A 21,041-nucleotide genomic window follows, 5' to 3' on the forward strand; every position below is an offset into this window, starting at 1 on the left:
GCCTGCCCAACATCAAGTGAAAAATCATTTTATTGAACCATTTAGAACCACGAAGGATAACGTTTGGTTTTCGTGCGCCGGCGCGCAGGACATGGCGGCGCGCGAAATGACTGCAATCACTGTACTGAAAGCGGGCGGGTGAAAAGCACGGCCTTGTTGTCTCCGTTGAAGTAACGAAGCTCGTAACTCCCGGCTTCCTTCGGCGCGGTCAGACTGACGGACTGCGCATCGATGTCGCCCGACCAGACACGTCTTTCGGACACAGCGCGGCCGTTGCCGCCACGACCTGCCGGATCCCAGATCTGCACTGAATCATACCGCGCGCCCGGTCCTTTCCAGGAAACCGAGAACTTCGTTTCCGCCTCAACGCTTTCGGGGCCGTCGATCGACAGTTCAAGCGGCACAACCCTGATCGGACGGGTGAGCAGAACGGTCTTGTTGTCGCCGTTGAAGTACCGCAACTCGTAATCGCCAGGTTTCGCAGCACTCGGAAGTGTGACCTTGGTGTTGTCGAAGTCGTCATTGCGCAGACGTTTCTGGTGCACAACGCGGCCGTCTCCCGCACGCGCCCTGGGATCGAAGAACTGCACGCTGTCATAACGTGCACCCGGACCGGTCCAGGTCACCGTGAGGTGCCGGCCCTGACCGATTTCGTCCGGAGCTTCAAGGTCAACAATGGCCGCCGTTACTTCGATCGGTATCGACGCCAGAACCGCCTTGTTGTCGCCGTTGTAATACTGGAGTTCGTAGGGACCGGCCTTCACCGGACCGGGCAAGGTCACTCTCTGGTTCTCAAAGTCATCATTTCTCAGGCGTTTTTCGTGGAGTTTCTTGCCATTTGCGGGATCAACCAGCTTGACGCTGTCGTAGCGGGCGCCGGGGCCGACCCAGTCGACCACGATCGGCTTGCCGGCTTCCGCCGCTTCTTCCGTTTCGAGCATGACCGCAGCGTCCAGGATCTCCAGCGGGCGGGTCGCCAGAACCGCCTTGTCCTCTCCGGCGTAGTAACGCAGCTGATAGGTGCCCGGCTTTGCCGGTGTCGGCATCGTCACCTTGTTGTTGTCGAAGTCATCGTTGCGAAGCCGCTTGTTGTGCAGCACCTTGCCTTCGCCGCCACGAGCGCTTGCGTCATAGAGTTCGACGGCATCGTAGCGCCCGCCCGGACCGATCCATTCGACGGTCACAGGCCGGGCCATTGCGATCTCATCGGGTGCGAAGAGAGCCACCTCCGCCGGGGTCACTTCGATAACGCGTGTTGCCAGGATCTGGCGTCCGGAGCCGTCCCAGTAGCGGAGTTCATAGGTGCCGGGTTCGGTCACCACCGTTATGGCGACCCGGTTGTTGTCAAAGTCGCCATTGACGATCGACTTGGAGCGCAGGCGTTTGCCCTCGCCGCCACGGGCCGCCGGATCATGGAATTCTATCTGGTCGTAGCGTCCGCCCGGCCCTTGCCACGCGACGTCGATCCGGGAACCGATTTCCGCCTGGTCCGGCGCGTCCAGCGACGCCTCGGGCAATTGGGCGGGTTGCGCGGCCGCTTCCTTGACAGGAACAGTTTCCACCGTCGCGGTCAGGGCGTCGGAGAGTTCCTCCGTGCTTCCCGCCTGTATGTAGAGCCCGCCGGTGTTTTCCGCGAGGCAGGCAACCTGGCGGCCTTCTTCTTCGCTCAGTCCGAAGCCGATCACGTGGGCGGTGAAGTTCACGCCCAATTTCGCAAGTTCGTTGCCAAGGGCGCAGGGGTCGGCATTGCAGGTCTCGATCCCGTCGGTTACCAGCACGACGGTTGCCTTGTCCTCGGTGAAGCGAAGCGTTTCGGCGGCCTGCCGGACAGCAGCCGACAGCGGCGTCTTGCCTTTTGGCGTAATGCCTTCGGTTGCCGCCTTGATGGCAGAAGCCGTGCCGGCACCCGGTGGAACGATCAGTTCGATATCGGAACAGTTGCCCTTTTCCCGGTGGCCGTATGCGAACAGTCCGAGTTCCAGATCACCCGGCAGATTGCCGAGCACCCCGGACATCGCGTCGCGTGCAATTTCAATCTTGGTCCGGCCTTCGATCTGCCCCCACATGGAGCCGGAGCCGTCAAAGACGATGGCAACCCTGTCGGCCGCCTGGGAAACTGAAGAAAAAACGGAAAATGCTGTAATTGCCAAAACTAGCGGTCGAAACATGGTTCCTCCGACGGGTGTGCCCAACGACATATCGCAACGTAACCGTGCCACATGTCCTGTCCGTCGCAAAGATCACACATTGTCGGTTTTCATATTCGTCAACTGAACACGGCACCCGCGTCGCCAAGTTCCCGTTTCAGCGGACCCCATTTTTGCGGCGTTGCCGTCAGGGTTCCGGTTTCCCTGATCTCGACCTGATAGCCCCGAGAAAGTGCGCCCTTTGCCGTCAATTGCACGCAGTGACATGAATCCAGCCCGACGAGCGTGAGCCGTCCCACGTTCCTGGTGGCCAACCAGTCCTCGAATGTCGTGCTGGAAAAGGCGTCTCCGACCGACTTTTCAAAGACCGGGGCGTCTCCCGTCTCCAGAGCCGGGTCAATCCGCAACCCTTCCCGGCCCGGCGTACCCACGCCTTTTGCGACCATTTTCATGAGAAGGATCGCCAGCTTGTCCCGAAACACATGCTTTATGAAGACCACCCCGGTTCCGGCCGCGCGCGCTGACGCAATGGATTGGTTGATGTCGGCGATGGCGGCATCCCGAGAGCCGGGTTCGAAGGCGTTTGCGGCTTTGCTGCGCGTGAAATCCTCCTGCACGTCAATCACAAGCAGAGCCGCGTTCGGGCGTCCGCCGGGATCGATCCTGTCCCCGCGTGTCGGCGTGCCTATCTTGCGCATGACTTTGAACGTGTAGAGAACCAGACCTGCCAGGACGACGGCAAACAGTCCGACCGCGCTCCATAGTCCAATCATCGTTTCACTCCTGAGTTGGCGTTGTCAGAAAGGTCTCGGACGATTGGGATCGTCCTCATATTCGGCAAAATGATCGAGCATGGCGCAGAGTACCTGCTGAGAAGACCTGAGATCCTGCTCGGAGAACAGTTCACAGATCATCTCGATTTCTTCGTTTTCCGAAGCCCGGATTTCAGCAAAGACAGAGTGGCCCCGTTCGCTCAGACTGAAGAGGGGCGAGCGTTTGTGCGCCGGATTCGGCTGGCGCGCGACAAATTCTCCGTCCTCGAGCGCGTTCATCAAAAGCTGAATCTGCTGGCGCGCGAGAAACAGCGTTCGTGCGGTGTCGGGAACCGAAAGCGGTCCGGCTTCGCTGAGAACTTCCATCACCGCCCGCATGCCGACCGTCACACCCGTACCATTCAACTTGGCCTCCACCGCGCGGGCCAGGCGGCGATGAACCGGCCGGATCAAACGGACAATCTCATATAGTTCAACGGATTTTTTCATTGCCGGCCTCTTTGACAACTTTATTGCCATACTGACAATAAAGTTGTCAATATACGATTTCGATCCGCATACACGATCGAACCGCAGGAAACAAAAACCCCGGCGCTTGGCCGGGGCACTTTCACGACACAACGGAACCGCGCGTCACATTCCCATCAGGGCGCGACCAGCTTCACCGGTTCCGGTGCCACGACGATCTCGCACTTGACGGAGTTGGCGATGAAGCAGACGTCATGCGCTTTTTCGTGAATCGCGGTCAGCCACTCCTGGTCCGGCTTTTCGGTCCCGATCAGTGTGATTTCGGGCCGCAGCACGACTTTGGTGATTGCCATCTTGCCACGTGCAACACGGCTCATTTCGCCCTCCGCGTGGTCGCTATAGCTCGCGACATTGAAATTCGCGCGCCTTGCAAGGTCGAGAAACCAGAGCATGTGGCATGACGAGATCGCCGCCACGAACGCCTCTTCCGGGTCGACGGCCGCTTCCACCGAATGCGGCAGGGGAACCACAGTGGGCGAGGCGCTGGCGGGAACTTCGAGCCCGCCATCAAACCGCCAGATATGTCCGCGCGAATACGCATTTGCCGCGTAGTCACCGTCGCAGGCCCACTCCACCAGAGCCTTGTAGAAATGCCCCGCCATGGCTCACAAAGTCTCCAGAAAGGCCTTGTAGCCTGCCATGTCGAGCAACTCGGTCAGCTGGCTTTCATTGCCGACCTTCATCTTCAGAAACCACGCTGCGCCTTCCGGATCCTCGTTGACCTTCCCCGGCTCCTCGGCAAGCGCCTCGTTGACCTCAACAACCTCGCCATCGATCGGCGCATACACTTCACTCGCGGCCTTGACCGATTCCACGACGCCGGCCTCGTCGCCCTGGGCAATCTCGGCTCCGACCTCTGGCAGTTCGACGTAGACCACATCGCCAAGCTGCTCTTGCGCATAGGTCGTAATGCCGACGGTTGCCACGCCTGCCTCGACGGAAATCCATTCGTGATCTTTTGAGTAATAGGTCGTCATGTCGTCATCCTGTGTCAGGGTTGTCCGGGACAAAGTGAGAGGAGCCCTTTGGGAAAGCGGGAACGGGCTGCACATAAACCGGTGATTCGTGAGCCGAAATTCCTGAACTTTCGACTGCATCAAGAATGGCACTTCAGTGTCACCGGTCATCCGCCGTCCCCGTGTTCAGAGCGCAGTCATCAGGCAAGATCCCAAGACCTCTGCTTGCCAGCACCCCCTCTGTCCGAGAACCTGAGAGATTTCCTGCAGGACGCGAAGACTGCATCCGGCAGCTACTCCGTCGGTGAGCAGTCCGCAAAAGGCAAGGCGGAGCACTGCTTTCCAGAGCGTTTTTTCCCCTGCGGTCCTTTTTGCCTGAGAGTTTCCGGGGCGGTTGCTCCTTCGGCACCGGGCTTTCCTGCCCGATTTCTCCCGCTTGGGACAAGCGCGCAAAACGCGCCACCAGGGCACGACCCTGAGTGGAAACGGATTGTGGGAGGGCTGCATGCCCTTGTCAATATGGGATAAACTGCAAGAAATCCGCTCGATCGAAGAGAGCGCGAAATGCCGCTGCTCAGGCCTAGCGGCGACGCCCTTCGTCGAAGCCAAACACGACCTTGACGCTTGCACCCTGCGGTATCGTGAACTTGTCTTCAATCAATGTCCACTTTTCCGCCGGAGCCCCCGGGGTCAGCGTGACCGGAACCGTCAGAACCTCGGAACTGATGGGTTCGGCGTCGGATCCGCCCGGGACGACCGCAACGCGAAGCGGCAGTTTCACTTCGCCGCCCTTCCAGGCAGGCCCGGGCGTCACATCACCAGAAAGACCGACCTTCATGCGCCGTGCACCATCGGCTTCCTGCGTACAGCTGTTCGCCCAGTCTTCAACCGTCGCCTGGTAGAGCAGGCCCTCCGATTCGTCCTGTTTCCCGCGTTCATAGTTCCGGATCAGGAAGGTATTCGATTTCAGTTCCATCGGCGGACAGGCGACCGGAGGAGCGAAGGTTGCGGGAGAAATCTCGATCGGTTCCTGGCCGCCGCTGATGACCTTGCCCGCGAGGCTGTCGGCACCGCCACCGCATCCGGCCAATGCTGCGGCGCAGATGACGGCCGACAGGCCGGTTTTCAGTTTGACATTTGCAACGGCCTGGAACGCAGTGATCATCGTCTTTCCATTGGATCGAACAGCAACATGGCGGAGTGTCATAGCAGGAAGACCGATCCTTGGCGAGATCACTTCACCGGAAAGCTTCAAGCAGTACAATGTGGCTGAAATAGTGCGCAGTTCCGCACACCCGACTTGACAGGAAACAGCTTGAACCCCTTATTGCGGCTATACGGATTTGCTGAAAGGGCAAAATGAGCATCGCCGAGCAGAACAAACCGCCGCTTACAATACGCCTTTGCGCACCACGCGGGTTTTGCGCGGGCGTTGACAGAGCAATCCAGATCGTCGAATTGGCGCTCGAAAAATACGGCCGCCCGGTCTACGTGCGTCACGAGATCGTGCATAACAAATTCGTCGTCGACGGATTGAAGGCAAAAGGCGCGGTGTTTGTCGAGGAACTGGACGAGATTCCCGCACAAGACGTCGACAGGCCGGTCATTTTCTCGGCGCATGGCGTTCCGAAATCCGTCCCGGAAGATGCGCAGGCGCGAAACATGTTTTTCCTGGACGCGACCTGCCCGTTGGTCTCCAAGGTTCACAAGGAAGCGCAGATCCACGACCGCCGCGACCGGGAAGTGCTTCTGATCGGGCACGCCGGCCATCCGGAAGTCATCGGAACCATGGGCCAGTTGCCGGAGGGCACGGTCGCGCTCATTGAAACTGAAGACGACGCGCACAGCTTCCAACCGAAATCGGACAAGCACCTCGCCTATATCACGCAGACGACCCTCTCGGTCGACGACACGGCAGGCATTGTCGCGGTGCTTAAAGAACGCTTTCCCGACATCGTTGCCCCACACAAGGAAGACATCTGCTACGCGACCACGAACCGCCAGGAAGCGGTCAAACATGTCGCGCCCAGTGTGGATGCAATGGTTGTCGTGGGCGCCCCGAATTCTTCGAACTCGCAGCGACTGCGCGAAGTCGCCGAGAGAGCGGGCTGCCGGGTTGCCGTTTTGATCCAGCGTGCAAGCGATATCGACTGGCCCGAATTTGACGGCATAGATTCGCTCGGACTGACTGCCGGCGCGTCCGCGCCGGAAACCCTCGTGGAAGAAATCATCGACGCGTTTGCGCAGCGTTTCGATGTCACCGTCGAGACCGTGCGGACGGCAGAAGAAACCATTTCCTTCAATCTGCCGCGGGAACTCAGAGACGTGGTCTCCTCCCCCCGGGCAGCGACCGGATAACAAGATGGCCGTTTATACCGAGGTGACCGATGAGGAGCTGCAGGCCTTCATCGGCTCTTACGATGTCGGGCGCCTGCTTTCTTTCAAAGGCATTGCCGAGGGCGTCGAGAACAGCAACTTTCTGGTTCACACAGACAAGGCCTCCTACATTCTCACGCTCTATGAAAAGCGCGTAAACCCGGATGACCTGCCGTTCTTCCTGAACCTGCTCCAGCATCTCGCCGGCAAGGGCCTGTCGTGCCCGACGCCGGTCCCATCGCGAGACGGCAAGCTGCTCGGCGAATTGGCCGGACGCCCTGCCGCGCTTGTAACCTTTCTGGAAGGGATGTGGGTCAAGAGACCGCGGGTCGAACACTGCGCCGAACTCGGCAAGGCGATGGCCGAGCTGCATCTGGACGGGCGTGACTACGAGGGGTTTCGAACCAACGCGCTGAACGTAGATGGCTGGCGGCCGCTGTTTGATCAATGCCGCGACCGCAGCGACGACGTCTTTCCCGGGCTCGGGACCGAAATTGCGAACGAACTGGATCACCTTGAAAAAGTCTGGCCGCACAATCTGCCGAGCGGTGTCATTCATGCCGATCTGTTTCCGGACAACGTGTTCTTTCTGGGTGAAGAACTCTCCGGATTGATCGACTTCTACTTCGCCTGCAATGACGCGCTGGCCTATGACATCGCGATCTGCCTGAATGCCTGGTGTTTCGAAAAAGACCTGTCTTTCAATGTGACCAAGGCCCGGGCGTTGTTGAAGGGCTACACTAGCGTGCGGCCTCTGGAGGCCGATGAATACACGTCGTTGCCCACGCTGTGCCGGGGGGCTGCGCTGAGGTTTCTGCTCACGCGGCTGTACGACTGGCTGAGCGTGCCCGAAGGCGCGCTCGTCACACCCAAGGACCCCCTGGAATATCTCAAGAAGCTTCGTTTCCACCAGACGATCGAGGGAACGCAGGCCTATGGACTGGAACGATGACGGCTCAGAACCGCGTGACGATTTTTACGGATGGTGCGTGTTCGGGCAATCCGGGACCGGGTGGCTGGGGCGTCCTGCTGCGCTTCGGTGAACACGAGAAAGAACTCAAGGGCGGCGAACCGGAGACCACCAACAACCGCATGGAACTGACGGCAGCCATCGAAGCCCTGAATGCCCTCAAGCGGCCCTGTGCCATCGACCTGTACACAGACAGCACCTACGTGCGCAGCGGTATTCGCGAATGGCTGGAAGGCTGGAAGCGCAAGAACTGGCGCACGAGCAGCAACAAGCCGGTGAAGAATGCAGATCTGTGGCAAGCCCTCGATGAAGCGCAACAGCGCCACGATGTCACCTGGCATTGGGTCAAGGGCCATGCCGGTCATCCTGACAACGAACGTGCAGATGAACTGGCGCGCGGCGGCATGGCCCCTTATAAGAACGGCGACTGATTTCATCTTCCGAACGGAAAAGGACATTACGTGAGAGTATTCTGGTGGTCGGCCCCGATTTCCAAGCGCCCATCGGCGCCGGACATGCCAGGTTCGGTCCTCATCATGGCAAACCCGACGTCCGGCGGATACAAAGCCGACTTCCTGGACAGCGTTCGCACCCGTCTCGAGGACCTGGGTTTCCGGACGATCATCAGGCTCACGAAACACGCGGGCGAAATCGGTGAGACCTGCTCAGACCCGAACTTCAACGTTCGCACACTCGTCATTGCCGGAGGCGACGGGTCGATCAACGAAGCCCTGACCGGCCTGCAGAACCATCCCAATCCACCGCAACTCGCCGTCATCCCGTTTGGAACCGCGAACGTTCTTGCGCTGGAACTTGGCCTGCCGCGCAATCCGCGCGCCATTGCCGAAATGATCAGACGCCAGAAAACAAAGCCGCTCCATTTCGGTCTCGCCAACGGAAGACCATTCGTTCTGATGGCGTCCAGCGGTTTCGATGCGGAGGTTGTTCACGCCGTTCCACTCGCCCTCAAGAGAAAGCTGGGCAAGCTTGCCTACGTCATTACGGCGCTGAAGATCGCCTTCAGGCGCAAGGCGACCAAACTGGATATTCTGCTTGATGGCGAAACACTTTCGGGAAAGTTCGCGGTTGCCAGCAACGCGCGCCACTACGGCGGTCCCTTCGTGATCTGTCCGGGTGGTGCGACCGATCCCAGCCTGCATATGCTCGTGCTTGAGCGGGACGACCCATGGTCCTCCCTTCAATACGGCATCGCACTGATGATGGGACGCATCCACAAGGCGAAGGGGGCGGCCGTGAGATCATTCTCAACAGCGAAGATCTCCTCTTCACAGCCGGTTGCCGCTCAGATCGATGGCGACCCGTTCGGCGCAACGCCCATCGATATCCGGAAGACCGAAAAAACCGTTCCCGTGCTGGTTCCCTGACAAGACCCCCGTGCAGGCGGGTTTAAGCGCTCTCTGCCTCTGCCGGCATCTTCCGAAGCATCTTGGTGGCTTCGGACGAGGACATCGCTTCTCCGAAGAAGAAGCCCTGGGCGTATTCGCAGCCGAGCTGATAGAGCTCAAGCGCGTCGCCTTCGCTCTCCGCGCCCTCGGCAACCACCGACATGCCCAGATCATGTCCCATCGCAACGATCGTGCGCAGAAGGACCGATCTCGCGGACGAGTTGTTCGGCTTCACGAAGGACTGGTCGATCTTGATCGTGTCGAATGGGAAACGCTGCAGGTAGGACAGCGACGAGTGACCGGTTCCAAAATCGTCGAGCGAGAGGCCGGCTCCCAGGCTGCGGAGCCGTTCAAGCACCTTTGCCGAGTACTCCGGATTGGACATGACGAGTGATTCCGTCAGTTCCAGCTTCAAGGTTCCCGGTTCGAGCGATGTTCTGGACAGAACGGCTTTCACATCGTTGATGAGGTCCTGCTTCAACAGCTGCCTTGACGACAGGTTGACGGATACGAACAGAGGCCGCTGCATCGGGTATTCCCGCTGCCAGAACGCAAGTTGCTGAGCCCCCTTGTCGAGAACATACATCCCCAATTCGTTGATGAGCCCGGACTGTTCGGCAATCGGTATGAATTCGGAAGGCGCAATCTTGCCGCGCTTTGGATGGTTCCAACGCGCCAGGACCTCGTAGCCCGCGATGGATTGATCCTCGAGGCGAACGATTGGCTGAAAAAAGACACCGAGTGTCTCCTTCTTGATCGCGTCCCGCAGGTCCGCTTCGAGATCCACGATGTTTTTGTCGAGCGGCCTCAGGATCGGACGGAACACTTCCTGCCGGTCGCCGCCGAGCCGCTTGGCATGGTTGAGCGCAATCTCCGCATTGGTCAGCATGTCTTCGACCGCCTGCTTGCCGCCTTCAAAGAAGGCAATGCCCACCGAACAAGTCAGGAAGATTTCGCGGTCTCCAAACGTAATCGGCGCACGCACCGCCTTTCGCAGTGCATCGGCCAGGGCCACGATCCTGTCCGGTTCCTGCTCGGACAGCAGAACCAGCCCGTACTGGTCACCCGACAGGCGTCCGAGCGTGTCCTGCTGGCCGATCAGGCGCCCGAGCCGGCGTGCGACTGTCAGCAAAATGCTGTCACCGGCCGACAGGCCGATGCTGTCATTGACCTGCTTGAAACGATCCAGATTGAGGACCAGAAGCGTCGGCTTCGATGTTTCTTCCGCCTTAGATCGGACCACACTCGTGCGCAAGCGGTCGACGAAGAGTTCCCTGTTGGGCAGGCCAGTGAGGTTGTCGTGCACTGCATCGTGGAGCAGACGTTCTTCCGCTGTGCGTTCCTCCGTCACGTCAAGCAGAGTGCCGACACACCTTATGACTTCGCCATCAGCCCCGATTATCGGCCGCGCCCGCAAGCGGAACCAGCGGAAGTGGCCGTCTTCCGATCTCAGCCGGAACGTTTGCATGACCTTGCCGCGGCGCTGGTCGATGACGGCGTCCAGCGTTGCCCGGAACCGGTCCCGATCCTGAGGGTGCAGAACTTCCAGCCAATCGCGTGCCGGGCCTTCCAGGGCTCCGCGCTTCAGGTTGAGGAGTTCTTCGACTTCGTTGCCAGTGTAAATGCGGTCACGGTCGATGTCCCAGTCCCAGATGATGTCTCCCGAGCCCGTGAGTGCGAGTGCCTTGCGTTCGACGTCGGAAATGAGGCCTTGTGCGATGGCGCCGCCCGCAAAAGCATGCTGCATGACGGTGAAGCCGATCAGGAGGACGATGAGCACGAGACCGCCGCCAAGCGCCGGCTGAACGATATCGTTGGAAAGGTAGCCGGTTATGGTCATCCCCGATCCGACCAGCCAGGCGATCAGAAGGCACCAGGTCGGGATCAGCAGGATTGCACGATCAAAATGCTGGAAGGCCAGAACGACGATCGTGACAAAGCCGAGAGCGCCGATGACGGCGAGCGAAAGACGGGCAATCCCCGCGGCGATGGATGGGTCCCAGACCGCAACACCGAGCAGGCCGAGAATCAGGATCAACGTTGTCAGCGCAAGATGGGAATAGTGTATGTTCCAGCGATTGAGATTGAGGTAGGCGTAAAGGAAGATCAGCAAACTTGCCGCGAGCATGACCTCGGCACAGGCGCGCGCCAGCTGACTGCTGCCGCCGTCGAGATTGAAGACAAGGCCCCAGAAACCGAAGTCGATACACAGATAGGCCAGGACGGACCAAGCAAGCGCGGCCGTGGCCGGGAACATCACCGTGCCCTTGACCACGAAGAGGATCGTCAGGAACAGCGCGAGCAGACCGGATATGCCGAGAATAATGCCTCGGTAAAGGGTATAGGCGTTGATGGTTTCCTTGTAGACGTCCGGCTCCCAGATCCGCACTTCAGGCAGGTTCGGCGTGGTCAGTTCCGCGACGAAGGTGACAATCGAACCGGGATCGAGCGTCACCAGGAAGACATCCGCTTCAAGGCTCTTGAGACGGACCGGCGCGATGCCCTGGCTCGGAGTGATTGCGGTGATGCGTGACGATCCGAGGTCCGGCCAGAAAAGATCCGATCCGTCCAGCTTGTAGTTTGGAACGACAATCAGGCGGTCGATCTGTTCATCGCTCGTGTTGGCCAGCGCGAAGACGGCCCAGTTGGTGTTGCTTCCGTCGCGCGAGGGCACTTCAATCCGGCGCACGATCCCGTCCGCGCCCGGCGCGGTCGACACCTGCAGGCGTGTTCCGGCATCCCGGTGCATCTCGATCGAGTCGGTTACGTCCAGCGCTTCGACATCGATCGGAACCGGGATCGGCTCGAGAGCGAATGCAGGCGCGCCTGCAAGCGCCGCAACAACAGTGCAAAAGACAAGAAATGTACGTCTGATCAAATTAAGGATCTGATCCGGTGAAAAAATCGACATGGAGCGAAGAACTACCGGGTTGTGGCTCATGTCACAAGAATTCTTTCAGCATACCCTCTACGCTGGGCGTAATTTTCTCTGAAAACGCAGCGTGGTCTTCCGCGAGACAGGCGAACAGCAGATGGTCCTGCCAAGTTCCGTTTATTAACAGGTAGTTGCGTGCATAACCCTCGCGGCGAAACCCGGCATTCTCAAGCAGGCGAATGGAGGGTGTGTTGACCGGAATGCAGGCCGCCTCGATGCGATGAAGGTTCAGAACGTTGAAGCAAAACGGCAAAACCATGGCGACGGCGGCCGACATGTGCCCCTTGCCGGCATGCCGTTCGCCCATCCAGTAGCCCAGAGTTGCCGATTGGCTAACACCGCGCCGGATGTTGCTGAGGGTCAATCCGCCGAGGATGCCTTGCGTTCTGGAACGAAACAGCAGGAAGGTCAGGCTGCGGCCCTCCTTGCGATCCCGGGCGTAGCGCCGCAACCGGCGGCGGAAACCGGATTTCGTCAGATCGTCAGACGGCCACAGGGGTTCCCACGGCTTGAGAAAGGCGCGGCTGTCCTCGCGCAATTCGGCCCAGGCCTTGAAGTCGCACATGAGCGGCGGGCGCATGAAATAGCCCCCCGCTTCAATAAGCAGCTCGGCGTCAGGTGCAGATCCCGGCCGTAGCAACGCCATGCACAGAACTCCGTGTCTACAAGGAGGCAGCCCGTAAAACCGGACCCTGCTCCAGTCTTCCCGTAAGGTCATCGACCGTCATGATGCCATCCACGGGGCCAATCGCAGTCAGCGTTGGTGCCGTGCCGACAAAGGTTTCATGCGCCACCCTGCGCATGTCCTCCGCAGTGACAGCCTCGATCTTACTCGAAATTTCGTCTGGTCCAAGTACACGCCCATGTACCAGGATCTGCCGCGCGATCTGGCCTGCGCGCGCAGCAGGACTTTCCAGGGCCATCATCAGACCGGCCCGGATCTGCGCACGCGACCGCGCGACTTCCTCGTCGGTAATCGTCTGCGCTGCCGATACGAGCTCATCGGCAATCATCGGCATGAGAGCGGCAAGGTCATCATGACTGGTTGCCGCGTGAAGCCCGAAGAGCCCGGTGTCGGAGAACGCCCAGTGGAAACTGTAGATCGCGTAACACAGCCCGTGTTTTTCACGGATTTCCTGGAAAAGCCGCGACGACATCCCGCCACCCAGCACGGAAGCAAGGATCTGGATGGTGTAATAATCCTCGGACTTGTAAGCCAGCCCTTCAAATCCGATGAGCACCTGTGCTTCCATCAGGTCCTTGCTGCGAAGGGTCTCGCCACCGCGATATTGCGCGGTCGTGTCGCCCGCCGCCGGCGCGCTGCTGAAGCCGCTGAATTTCTCCCGTGCCAGTGCAACAAGTTCATCATGCTCGACAGCACCGGCTGCAGCCAGAACCATATCGGGAGCCCTGTAACGATCCGACAGATAGTCGTTGAGCGCATCCCTGTTGAACCCCTGCACGGTTTCAGGTGTTCCGAGAATGGGACGGCCGATCGCCTGGTCCGGCCAGGCCGTTCCCTGAAACAGATCGAAGGCCTGATCTTCCGGAGAATCGTTGGCCGCACCGATCTCCTGCAGGATGACGTGCTGTTCGCGGGCAAGTTCCTGTGCATCGAAGGTCGAGTTCTGCAGGATGTCCGACAGTATATCGACGGCCAGCGGGGTATCTTCAGACAGGATCCGCGCATAGTAGTTGGTGTGTTCTATGCTTGTCGACGCGTTCAATTCACCGCCAACGGCCTCGATCTCCTCCGCGATACTGCGCGCGGTTCTGGTCTTGGTGCCCTTGAACGCCATGTGCTCAAGCAGATGCGTGATGCCGTTCTGCTGCACGGTTTCCGCGCGGGATCCGGTTCGCACCCACACCCCCAGGGCCGCCGTTTTCAGATACGGCATCTGGTCGGTAACGACCGTCATCCCGTTATCCAGGACCGTTGTTTGTACTTTCATATAGCTACACCCTGGCGGTGACGGCCCTGGCGTGATTTTCGATGTATCGTTCCACCACGTCCTGTTCTGCCGACAATACCTGCTGGCGCTCCTCCGCAATCATCATGTTCTTCAGGTCATCAGGCAATTCTGGACGATTACCGGATGCATTTTCAACCGCATCGGGAAACTTTGCCGGATGCGCCGTTCCCAGGACCACCATCGGCACCGATCCGTCGTCGTGATCTTTTGCCACGTGAACGCCGATCGCGGTGTGCGGGTCCAGCAGATATCCGGCCTCCTGCCAGAGCTCTGCTATCGTTTCAGCTGTTTGCGTCTCGCTGCTTCGTCCGGCCCCGAAATGCGCCCGGATCCTTGAAAGCGAGCCTTCCGCTATCGAGAAACTGCCGGACTGGGACAGCTGGTTCATCATCCGGCGAACAGCTGCACCATCGCGGTCGCTCACTTCGGCAAGGAGGCGCTCGAAGTTGGAAGAGACCTGGATATCCATCGACGGCGAAATTGTCGGAGTGACGCCGCGCTTCTCGTACCGGCCGGTCTCGAGCGTGCGCGCCAGAATGTCATTCATGTTGGTGGCGACAATCAGCTTCTCTACCGGCAATCCCATTTTCATGGCCGCGTAGCCTGCAAAGATGTCACCAAAATTGCCCGTCGGTACCGTGAAAGACACCTTGCGCGACGGCGCTCCGAGGGCAACGCCCGCAACGAAGTAGTAGACGATCTGCGCCAGGATCCGTGCCCAGTTGATCGAGTTGACACCGGAAAGCGCAACCCGGTCCCGGAAAGAGAAATGGTTGAACATGCCTTTCACGATCGCCTGGCAATCGTCGAAATTTCCGGTCAGTGCCAGCGCGTGCACATTCGGTTCTGCCGGGGTTGTCATCTGCCGGCGCTGGACGTTTGACACGCGTCCATCTGGAAACAGGATGAAGATGTCGGTCCGGTCCCGGCCCCGAAAGGCCTCGATCGCCGCACCGCCAGTATCTCCGGACGTCGCCCCGACTATGGTCGCACGAAGTCCCTTCTGCGCCAGAACATGATCCATCATGCGGCCAAGGAGCTGCATTGCAACATCCTTGAACGCGAGTGTCGGTCCATGAAACAGTTCAAGGATGAACGTGTTCGGGGCTGTCTGGACGAGCGGCGTTACCGCAGGGTGCCTGAACCCGGCGTAGGCCTCATCGATCATCTCCTTCAGATCGTCGTGCGCAATCGCATCGCCGATGAACGGCTGAATGATCTGCAACGCAACGTCGCTGTAGGGCCTGCCGGCAAAGGAAGCGATCGTGCCGGCATCAAATTGCGGCCAGGTTTCGGGAAGATAGAGACCACCGTCGCGGGCAAGACCCTGCAGCAGGACATCGGAAAATTCCAAGACCGGCGCTTCGCCGCGCGTACTGCTGTATTTCACCCTGCCACTTCCCCTTTCCGCTGCGAGCGCCGCCCGCACCCACCGACGATCAGACCCGAAACACATGTGTCGCCTGACATTTGACGTCCAACATGCCACCCAAGCGACTTACGCGCCAGAACAATCAAGTGCAAGTCGGTTTTGGTGAATTCAATGACCGTCTGCGGACAGGCGCGCGCGGCTGCAGTCCGCATCGGTATCAGGCATGCCCCGCATCGGTGTAAAGCATGGCCGGATCGATCCCCATGGAACCGAGTGCCCGGCGCCACTTGGCATCAAAATCCGTGTCGAAAAGGATCTCAGGATCGGCAGGCGCCGTCAGCCATCCATTCGCCTGAATTTCATTTTCAAGCTGCCCGGGGGCCCAACCGGCATATCCAAGCGCCAGGATCGCCTGCTCCGGCCCGTCACCTTGTGCGAGCGCGCGGAGAATCTCCAGTGTAGCCGTCAGGCAAATCCCGTTGTCGATGGTGAGCGTCGACTGGTTGAGCATGAAGTCGTCGCTGTGCAGGACAAAACCCCGCTCGACTTCAACGGGGCCGCCTTTGTGAACGTTCATGTCGCGAACACTGTCCGGCAAACGAATGGCACTCTCGTCATTGAGGATATCAAGCTGAATAAGAAGTTCTTCAAGCGAGAGGTGCCGTGCGATCTGATTGACAACAAGACCCATGGCGCCCTGATCGGAGTGCGAACACAAGTAGATTACCGAATGTTCGAACCGGCTGTCTGCCATGCTCGGCATTGCAATAAGAAACTGTCCTTCAAGAGAGTCCGTTTCCTCTGCTCCGGTCATCCATACCTCGACACACTCTGTGACATTCGCCGATCAGGGCTGAAGCATAGCGTTTTTGGATGGCTTTGTTAATGACTGTTTCTACCTAGGTGATGGACCCATAAATGAGACTGAAATGGCATGCGAAATGGCGAAATCCCGTCAGGAAGGGTGTGTGGAGCAGGCTTTTTGCCCGGTCAAGTGCGGTGACGCTGCGAGGTACAGCGATTTTGCCGTCCTTCGGATTTGGTTGTTCTGGCCATCTGCCAGGTCGCCAAAGGCTTGAAAATGACTAAGATTCATCCCGAGTTTCACTTCCGCATAACGCGACCGTCACGCGTTTATGACCGTCCGTTCCCGGACCATCCGATGACGCACTTGCCAAACTGGTGTAGCTCTGGCGACATGACAAAAACGGTCCTGACATTTCTCGCTGCATTCCTGTGCACCCTGGCAACCGCCCGGGCCGCCATGACGGACTGGGTCGAGGTTCATGGCGGGGCTGTTCGCCTGATCTCCTCGGGGCCCTTGCAGGACGGACACTACAAGGCCGGCCTCGAGTTCCTGATGGAGCCTGGCTGGCATACCTATTGGCGCTATGCCGGTGAAGCGGGCATACCGCCTCAAATCAGTGTTACAAACTCAAAAAACGTCGGAGAGCTCGACATCTTGTATCCGGTCCCGGAGCGGTATAATGACGGCTTTTCTGAATCGATTGTCTATCATGACGGCATCGTGCTGCCGTTTCTCGTGACCCCGGCGCGTGCGGCAGACCCGGCCCGGCTTGAGATCGAGGTCTTTTTCGGCATCTGCAAGGATATCTGTGTTCCAGGCGAAGCGTCGCTTTCGCTCGACTTTCATCCAGAAGACAGAAACGACAAACTGGCCGGAAAACTTGTTCAACGCGATCTTGCAGCGGTTCCAGGCGCAGGCCCTGCACATGGGCTCGAGTTCAAATCGGTGACCTTCGACGGCGGCGACTACATCATGATCGAGACACAGGTGGGCGACCACCGCGACGTTGACCTTTTTGCGGCTGGTCCGGAGGGCTCCTTCATCGGACTTCCGAAACTTGTTACGAATGCCGACGGGGTCGCCGTCTGGCGTCTTTCAACCAAGGGACTGGTGACGGCTCCTGACGACGATCAGCTCAGGCTCGTACTGACGGCCAACGGGTCGGGCATCGAGCAGCTCGAACGCATCCAACCCGAGTGGCTGAAATAGAGGGCCCCTTGCAGGCTGGATTTCAAACCCGCAGCACAAGACTCCCCTCGACGTTTGACGGCAGACGCCCTATGTCTGCCACTGACGATTTCTTCGTTCAGACATCCAGCAAAGGGATATTCGAGATGACAATCAAGGTTGGGGACCGTCTTCCGGACGCGACATTCAAGATCATGGGCACCGATGGGCCCGGCGAGATGTCAATTGGCGAACTGTCGAGCGGCAAGACGCTGGTCCTATTCGGCGTTCCCGGGGCTTTCACGCCGACCTGTCACATGAACCACCTGCCTGGCTTTGTCGAACATGCGGAAACACTGAAGAACAAGGGTGTCGATACGATCGCCGTCCTCTCGGTAAATGACGTCTTCGTCATGGATGCCTGGGAAAAGGCGTCGAACACGGGTGGCAAGATTACCTTCCTGGCCGACACCGGCGCAGAATTTGTTGAAGCGATCGGCCTCGGTCTCGGACCGGCCCCCATCTTCGGTCACCTGCGCTCGCAGCGCTTCGCGCTGATAGCAAAGGACGGCGAAGTCACTTTCCTGGCTGTTGAAGATACTCCGGGCGAAGCCACGAAAACCGGCGCGGCTGCCATTCTCGAAGCGCTCGGCTAAGCCTCCTTGTCCTGCTTGCGCGGCCACAGAACGCTGGCCGCGTAGGCGAGAAAAACACCGACGAGTGTCGCTGCAAGCCCGAACCACGTCAGTGCATATCCAAGATGATCGTTCTTGAAGCGGACGAGGGTTTCGCCCGCCTGCGGCAAACCCGACGCCGGTGTCGCCTTCGCATCCAGATCAATGCTGTACGGGGCAAGGCCTTCAGCGCCCACGCCCAGAACGCTTCCCATTGCGCCGGTATCGCGCGCAAACCATAACTTGTCCTCCGCATTCGGCTCCGGCGTTGTCCAGTTCGGCTTTTCGCTCAAGCGCAGCAGTCCTGTGACCTGAACGTTATCCTTGGGAGCCAGCAGAGCATTCCGCTTTGGTTCATTGGCGAGATCCTGCGGCAGGAACCCCCGATTGACGAAGACCGTCCAGCCAGCTGTGGTCCTGAACGGCGTGTAGACCATGACACCCGGTCCGCCGAGCGGGCCGGTCGGATCGGAAAGCGCCGTGTAGTAGAAGGTGTTTCCGTCCAGGAACGCCCCTTCCAGGACAACGTGAAGATAGTCGTCGCCTTCCCCCAGGGCTTGCCAGGCGTCAGGCCCCGGGGCGGTTACCGGCGGTTTGCTGATGCCTTCCTCGACCTGTGCGATGAGGCCGCTCTTCCATTCCAGGCGATTGAGCTGCCAGAATCCGAGATTGAGGAGAATCGTGAGGCCAATGGCAGCGGCTATTACGGGAATGACAAGTTTCTTAAATCCACCCATGGCGCGGTCATGTCTCTTTGTTCAGGGGCCTCGGCACGCTCACTCTTCGCCGGTTGTATCCAACCGGCCCTCTTCGGCCTTGTGCCTGAACTGCAGCGCGATCATCAGCCCCTTCAGGGGGCGCAACACGGATGCAGCGAGGATTACCGTGAGGGGCAGCCACAAGAGCAGATGAAGCCATATGGGCGGCTGGAACGACAGTTCGACAAAAAGCACCAGGCCCACGACCACGAAGCCGACGAGCATGATCACGAATACGGCCGGACCATCGCCGCTGTCTGCAAAGGAATAGTCCAGTCCGCAGGCGGCACAGGATCCCTTCACGCTCAGAAAACCGTCAAACAACCGGCCCTGGCCGCAGCGGGGACATTTGCCGGAAAGCCCGGCCGATACGGGGTTCACGGACGGAAAGTGCGCTTTGTCTTCCATGATCCTTCTTTCGGCATCTGAAGCAAAAACGCCCGGACTGTGATGCAGACCGGGCGTTTCCAAGTGAGCAGATTAACCGGCCTAGTGCGGTGCAGGCGTTCCAGCGCCCCAGATGTAGATGGCGACGAACAGGAACAGCCAGACCACGTCGACGAAGTGCCAGTACCAGGCAGCCGCCTCGAAACCGAAGTGCTTCTCGGTCGTGAACTGTCCAGCCAGCGCCCGCAGCAGGCAAACCAGCAGGAAGATCGTTCCGACAATCACGTGGAACCCGTGGAAGCCGGTCGCCATGTAGAAGGTTGCGCCGTAGATGTTGCCGTCGAAGGTGAAGGCGGCATGACCGTATTCGTAAGCCTGAACGATCGTGAACAGGACGCCGAGGAGAACGGTAAGAACGAGACCCCACTTCAGGCCTTCCCGGTCATCGTGGAGAAGCGCGTGGTGCGCCCAGGTTACGGTCGTGCCCGAACACAGCAGGATCAGCGTGTTCAGAAGCGGCAGATGCCAGGGATCGAAGGTCAGGATGCCGTCCGGCGGCCAATGCCCACCGGTCGCCTCAACCCGGCTGAACTGGATTGCCTCGCCGGCGAAAAGCGCCGCGTCGAAATAAGCCCAGAACCATGCGACGAAGAACATCACCTCAGACGCGATGAACAGAAGCATACCGTAGCGCAGGTGCAACGACACGACGCGCGTATGGTGACCTTCCTGCGATTCCTTGATGGTGTCGCTCCACCAGCCGTACATGACGTAGAGCACCACCAACAGGCCGACGGCAAACAGCATCCAGCTGGTGCCGGCAAGGTTCATGCCGAAGAGCGTGAAGTCGTTGCCTCCGGCCGCTTTCATCCAAGCGATTGCACCGATCGCCATGATGAACGCACCGACGGACCCGATGAAGGGCCACGGGCTCGGCTCCACCAGGTGGTAGTCGTGGTTCTTGGTATGTGCCTCAGCCATCGGCAAGCTCCCCAAACACAGTCATTTCATGCGCGCCTTGCGCAAGTCTCACAATTTCGTTTCAGCACCAGGTGCTTCGACCCGTGCTGCAACAGGTTGTTCCGGTTCTTCTACCGGGAAGAACGTGTAGGACAAAGTGATTTCCTTCACGTGCTTCAATTCAGGATCCTTGTCCATCTCTGGATCGACAAAGAACACCACAGGCATCTCGACGGTTTCTCCGACTTCAAGCGGTTGTTCCGTGAAGCAGAAACAGTCCAGTTTGTTAAAGTAGGCACCGGCGGCCGGCGGCCAGACATTGAAGGTCGATGTTCCGACCGTGATGTTGTCGCCGACATTGGTCGCCACATAGGCAAGCTGCGCGCTTTCGCCCATTTTCAGGGAAACAGAGCGCTGCTCGGGCTTGAACTTCCAGGGCAGCTGGTTGACGTTGCCGTCGAAGCGCACGGTGATGACGCGATCAATCACCATGTTGCTCTCGCTCTCGGCGATCTGAGGGGTGCCGCCAAAACCCGTGACGCGGCAGAAAAGATCGTAGAGCGGAACTGCAGCGTATGAGGCGCCCACCATCAGGCCGAACATGCCCGCGCAGGCAAACGCCACCTTGCGGTTGCTGTTGGCCATCGCTGCTTTTTTGTCCTGATCGCTGCTCACTTGATTTTCCCTACAGAGCCCTGTCCATCACACTCGGCCCCAGCTTTACGATAGTGACCACATAAAACAGCGCAACGAGTGCCAGCAGCGCCAGTGCGATCGCGATCGACCGCGACCTGCGCTTCTTCTGCTGTTCCTCGGTCAGCCGGACCCCCTGATCGTCTTCCGCCATCATC

At 59.2% G+C, this 21,041-nt stretch carries 22 protein-coding genes and 1 riboswitch; of the genes, 6 read left to right on the forward strand and 16 right to left on the reverse strand.

Annotated features, from left to right (window positions below):
• Nucleotides 1–116 precede the first annotated feature (116 nt).
• The 6 genes from RDA78_RS29380 to RDA78_RS29405 form a co-directional block, all read right to left on the reverse strand.
• Nucleotides 117–2,168 (reverse strand): vWA domain-containing protein, encoded by a 2,052-nt coding sequence (locus tag RDA78_RS29380; protein ID WP_434053281.1) that lies wholly within the window; start codon nucleotides 2,166–2,168, stop codon nucleotides 117–119.
• Between the two features lie 98 nt (nucleotides 2,169–2,266).
• Nucleotides 2,267–2,920 carry a cysteine hydrolase family protein gene (locus tag RDA78_RS29385; protein ID WP_434053282.1) on the reverse strand — a complete coding sequence of 218 codons (654 nt, stop codon included), beginning with the start codon at nucleotides 2,918–2,920 and terminating at the stop codon, nucleotides 2,267–2,269.
• Nucleotides 2,921–2,944: 24 nt separating this feature from the next.
• On the reverse strand, nucleotides 2,945–3,409 hold the full coding sequence (locus RDA78_RS29390) for a MarR family winged helix-turn-helix transcriptional regulator (protein ID WP_434053283.1): 465 nt from the start codon (nucleotides 3,407–3,409) through the stop codon (nucleotides 2,945–2,947).
• 155 nt (nucleotides 3,410–3,564) lie between these two features.
• On the reverse strand, nucleotides 3,565–4,050 hold the full coding sequence (locus RDA78_RS29395) for an OsmC family protein (RefSeq protein ID WP_434053284.1): 486 nt from the start codon (nucleotides 4,048–4,050) through the stop codon (nucleotides 3,565–3,567).
• A 3-nt stretch (nucleotides 4,051–4,053) separates the two neighbouring features.
• Nucleotides 4,054–4,425 (reverse strand): glycine cleavage system protein GcvH, encoded by a 372-nt coding sequence (gene gcvH / locus RDA78_RS29400; RefSeq protein ID WP_434053285.1) that lies wholly within the window; start codon nucleotides 4,423–4,425, stop codon nucleotides 4,054–4,056.
• 331 nt (nucleotides 4,426–4,756) lie between these two features.
• Nucleotides 4,757–4,849: riboswitch (glycine riboswitch) on the reverse strand.
• Nucleotides 4,850–4,984: 135 nt separating this feature from the next.
• Nucleotides 4,985–5,569 carry a hypothetical protein gene (locus tag RDA78_RS29405; RefSeq protein ID WP_434053286.1) on the reverse strand — a complete coding sequence of 195 codons (585 nt, stop codon included), beginning with the start codon at nucleotides 5,567–5,569 and terminating at the stop codon, nucleotides 4,985–4,987.
• A gap of 194 nt (nucleotides 5,570–5,763) precedes the next feature.
• Here RDA78_RS29405 and ispH point away from each other — a divergent pair, with 194 nt between their 5' ends.
• From ispH to RDA78_RS29425, 4 genes are all read left to right on the forward strand, one after another.
• On the forward strand, nucleotides 5,764–6,762 hold the full coding sequence (ispH, locus tag RDA78_RS29410; RefSeq protein WP_434053287.1) for a 4-hydroxy-3-methylbut-2-enyl diphosphate reductase: 999 nt from the start codon (nucleotides 5,764–5,766) through the stop codon (nucleotides 6,760–6,762).
• Nucleotides 6,763–6,766: 4 nt separating this feature from the next.
• The gene (gene thrB, locus RDA78_RS29415) at nucleotides 6,767–7,732 is read left to right on the forward strand and encodes a homoserine kinase (protein WP_434053288.1); all 966 of its coding nucleotides are present in this window, start codon (nucleotides 6,767–6,769) and stop codon (nucleotides 7,730–7,732) included.
• A complete protein-coding gene (gene rnhA, locus RDA78_RS29420) occupies nucleotides 7,729–8,181 on the forward strand; it encodes a ribonuclease HI (RefSeq protein WP_434053289.1) in 453 nt (150 codons plus the stop codon). Before thrB ends, rnhA begins: the two co-directional genes overlap by 4 nt.
• A gap of 84 nt (nucleotides 8,182–8,265) precedes the next feature.
• Nucleotides 8,266–9,135 (forward strand): diacylglycerol/lipid kinase family protein, encoded by an 870-nt coding sequence (locus RDA78_RS29425; RefSeq protein ID WP_434053290.1) that lies wholly within the window; start codon nucleotides 8,266–8,268, stop codon nucleotides 9,133–9,135.
• Between the two features lie 22 nt (nucleotides 9,136–9,157).
• Here RDA78_RS29425 and RDA78_RS29430 read toward each other — a convergent pair whose 3' ends face one another.
• The 5 genes from RDA78_RS29430 to RDA78_RS29450 form a co-directional block, all read right to left on the reverse strand.
• Nucleotides 9,158–12,067, reverse strand: coding sequence for an EAL domain-containing protein (locus tag RDA78_RS29430; protein WP_434053291.1), 2,910 nt, complete (start codon nucleotides 12,065–12,067; stop codon nucleotides 9,158–9,160).
• Between the two features lie 31 nt (nucleotides 12,068–12,098).
• On the reverse strand, nucleotides 12,099–12,737 hold the full coding sequence (locus RDA78_RS29435; protein WP_434053292.1) for a GNAT family N-acetyltransferase: 639 nt from the start codon (nucleotides 12,735–12,737) through the stop codon (nucleotides 12,099–12,101).
• Between the two features lie 16 nt (nucleotides 12,738–12,753).
• A complete protein-coding gene (locus RDA78_RS29440) occupies nucleotides 12,754–14,043 on the reverse strand; it encodes a M16 family metallopeptidase (protein WP_434053293.1) in 1,290 nt (429 codons plus the stop codon).
• Nucleotides 14,044–14,047: 4 nt separating this feature from the next.
• On the reverse strand, nucleotides 14,048–15,454 hold the full coding sequence (gene thrC / locus RDA78_RS29445) for a threonine synthase (protein ID WP_434053294.1): 1,407 nt from the start codon (nucleotides 15,452–15,454) through the stop codon (nucleotides 14,048–14,050).
• A 199-nt stretch (nucleotides 15,455–15,653) separates the two neighbouring features.
• On the reverse strand, nucleotides 15,654–16,250 hold the full coding sequence (locus RDA78_RS29450) for a YqgE/AlgH family protein (RefSeq protein ID WP_434053295.1): 597 nt from the start codon (nucleotides 16,248–16,250) through the stop codon (nucleotides 15,654–15,656).
• 348 nt (nucleotides 16,251–16,598) lie between these two features.
• Between RDA78_RS29450 and RDA78_RS29455 the strand changes: the two genes are divergently transcribed.
• Together RDA78_RS29455 and RDA78_RS29460 are read left to right on the forward strand one after the other, a co-directional pair.
• Entirely contained in the window at nucleotides 16,599–17,453 is an 855-nt protein-coding gene (locus RDA78_RS29455) for a protein-disulfide reductase DsbD domain-containing protein (protein ID WP_434053296.1), read from the forward strand.
• Between the two features lie 125 nt (nucleotides 17,454–17,578).
• On the forward strand, nucleotides 17,579–18,067 hold the full coding sequence (locus RDA78_RS29460; protein ID WP_434056232.1) for a peroxiredoxin: 489 nt from the start codon (nucleotides 17,579–17,581) through the stop codon (nucleotides 18,065–18,067).
• Here RDA78_RS29460 and RDA78_RS29465 read toward each other — a convergent pair.
• The 5 genes from RDA78_RS29465 to RDA78_RS29485 all read right to left on the reverse strand — a co-directional run bounded on the left by RDA78_RS29465 (nucleotide 18,064) and on the right by RDA78_RS29485 (nucleotide 21,040).
• Complete coding sequence (locus RDA78_RS29465; protein WP_434053297.1) at nucleotides 18,064–18,822, reverse strand: SURF1 family protein; 759 nt, start codon at nucleotides 18,820–18,822, stop codon at nucleotides 18,064–18,066. The two genes, RDA78_RS29460 and RDA78_RS29465, sit on opposite strands and share 4 nt — an antisense overlap.
• A 39-nt stretch (nucleotides 18,823–18,861) precedes the next feature.
• Nucleotides 18,862–19,254, reverse strand: coding sequence for a DUF983 domain-containing protein (locus tag RDA78_RS29470; RefSeq protein WP_434056233.1), 393 nt, complete (start codon nucleotides 19,252–19,254; stop codon nucleotides 18,862–18,864).
• A gap of 78 nt (nucleotides 19,255–19,332) precedes the next feature.
• Nucleotides 19,333–20,211: a cytochrome c oxidase subunit 3 gene (locus RDA78_RS29475; protein ID WP_434053298.1), complete on the reverse strand. Its 879-nt coding sequence runs from the start codon at nucleotides 20,209–20,211 to the stop codon at nucleotides 19,333–19,335.
• Between the two features lie 48 nt (nucleotides 20,212–20,259).
• Entirely contained in the window at nucleotides 20,260–20,835 is a 576-nt protein-coding gene (locus RDA78_RS29480) for a cytochrome c oxidase assembly protein (protein ID WP_434056234.1), read from the reverse strand.
• 40 nt (nucleotides 20,836–20,875) lie between these two features.
• Entirely contained in the window at nucleotides 20,876–21,040 is a 165-nt protein-coding gene (locus RDA78_RS29485; RefSeq protein ID WP_434056241.1) for a hypothetical protein, read from the reverse strand.
• Nucleotide 21,041: the final 1 nt, after the last annotated feature.

The sequence above is a fragment of the Roseibium sp. genome, assembly GCF_051016195.1.
In the GTDB taxonomy this organism is placed as follows: domain Bacteria; phylum Pseudomonadota; class Alphaproteobacteria; order Rhizobiales; family Stappiaceae; genus Roseibium.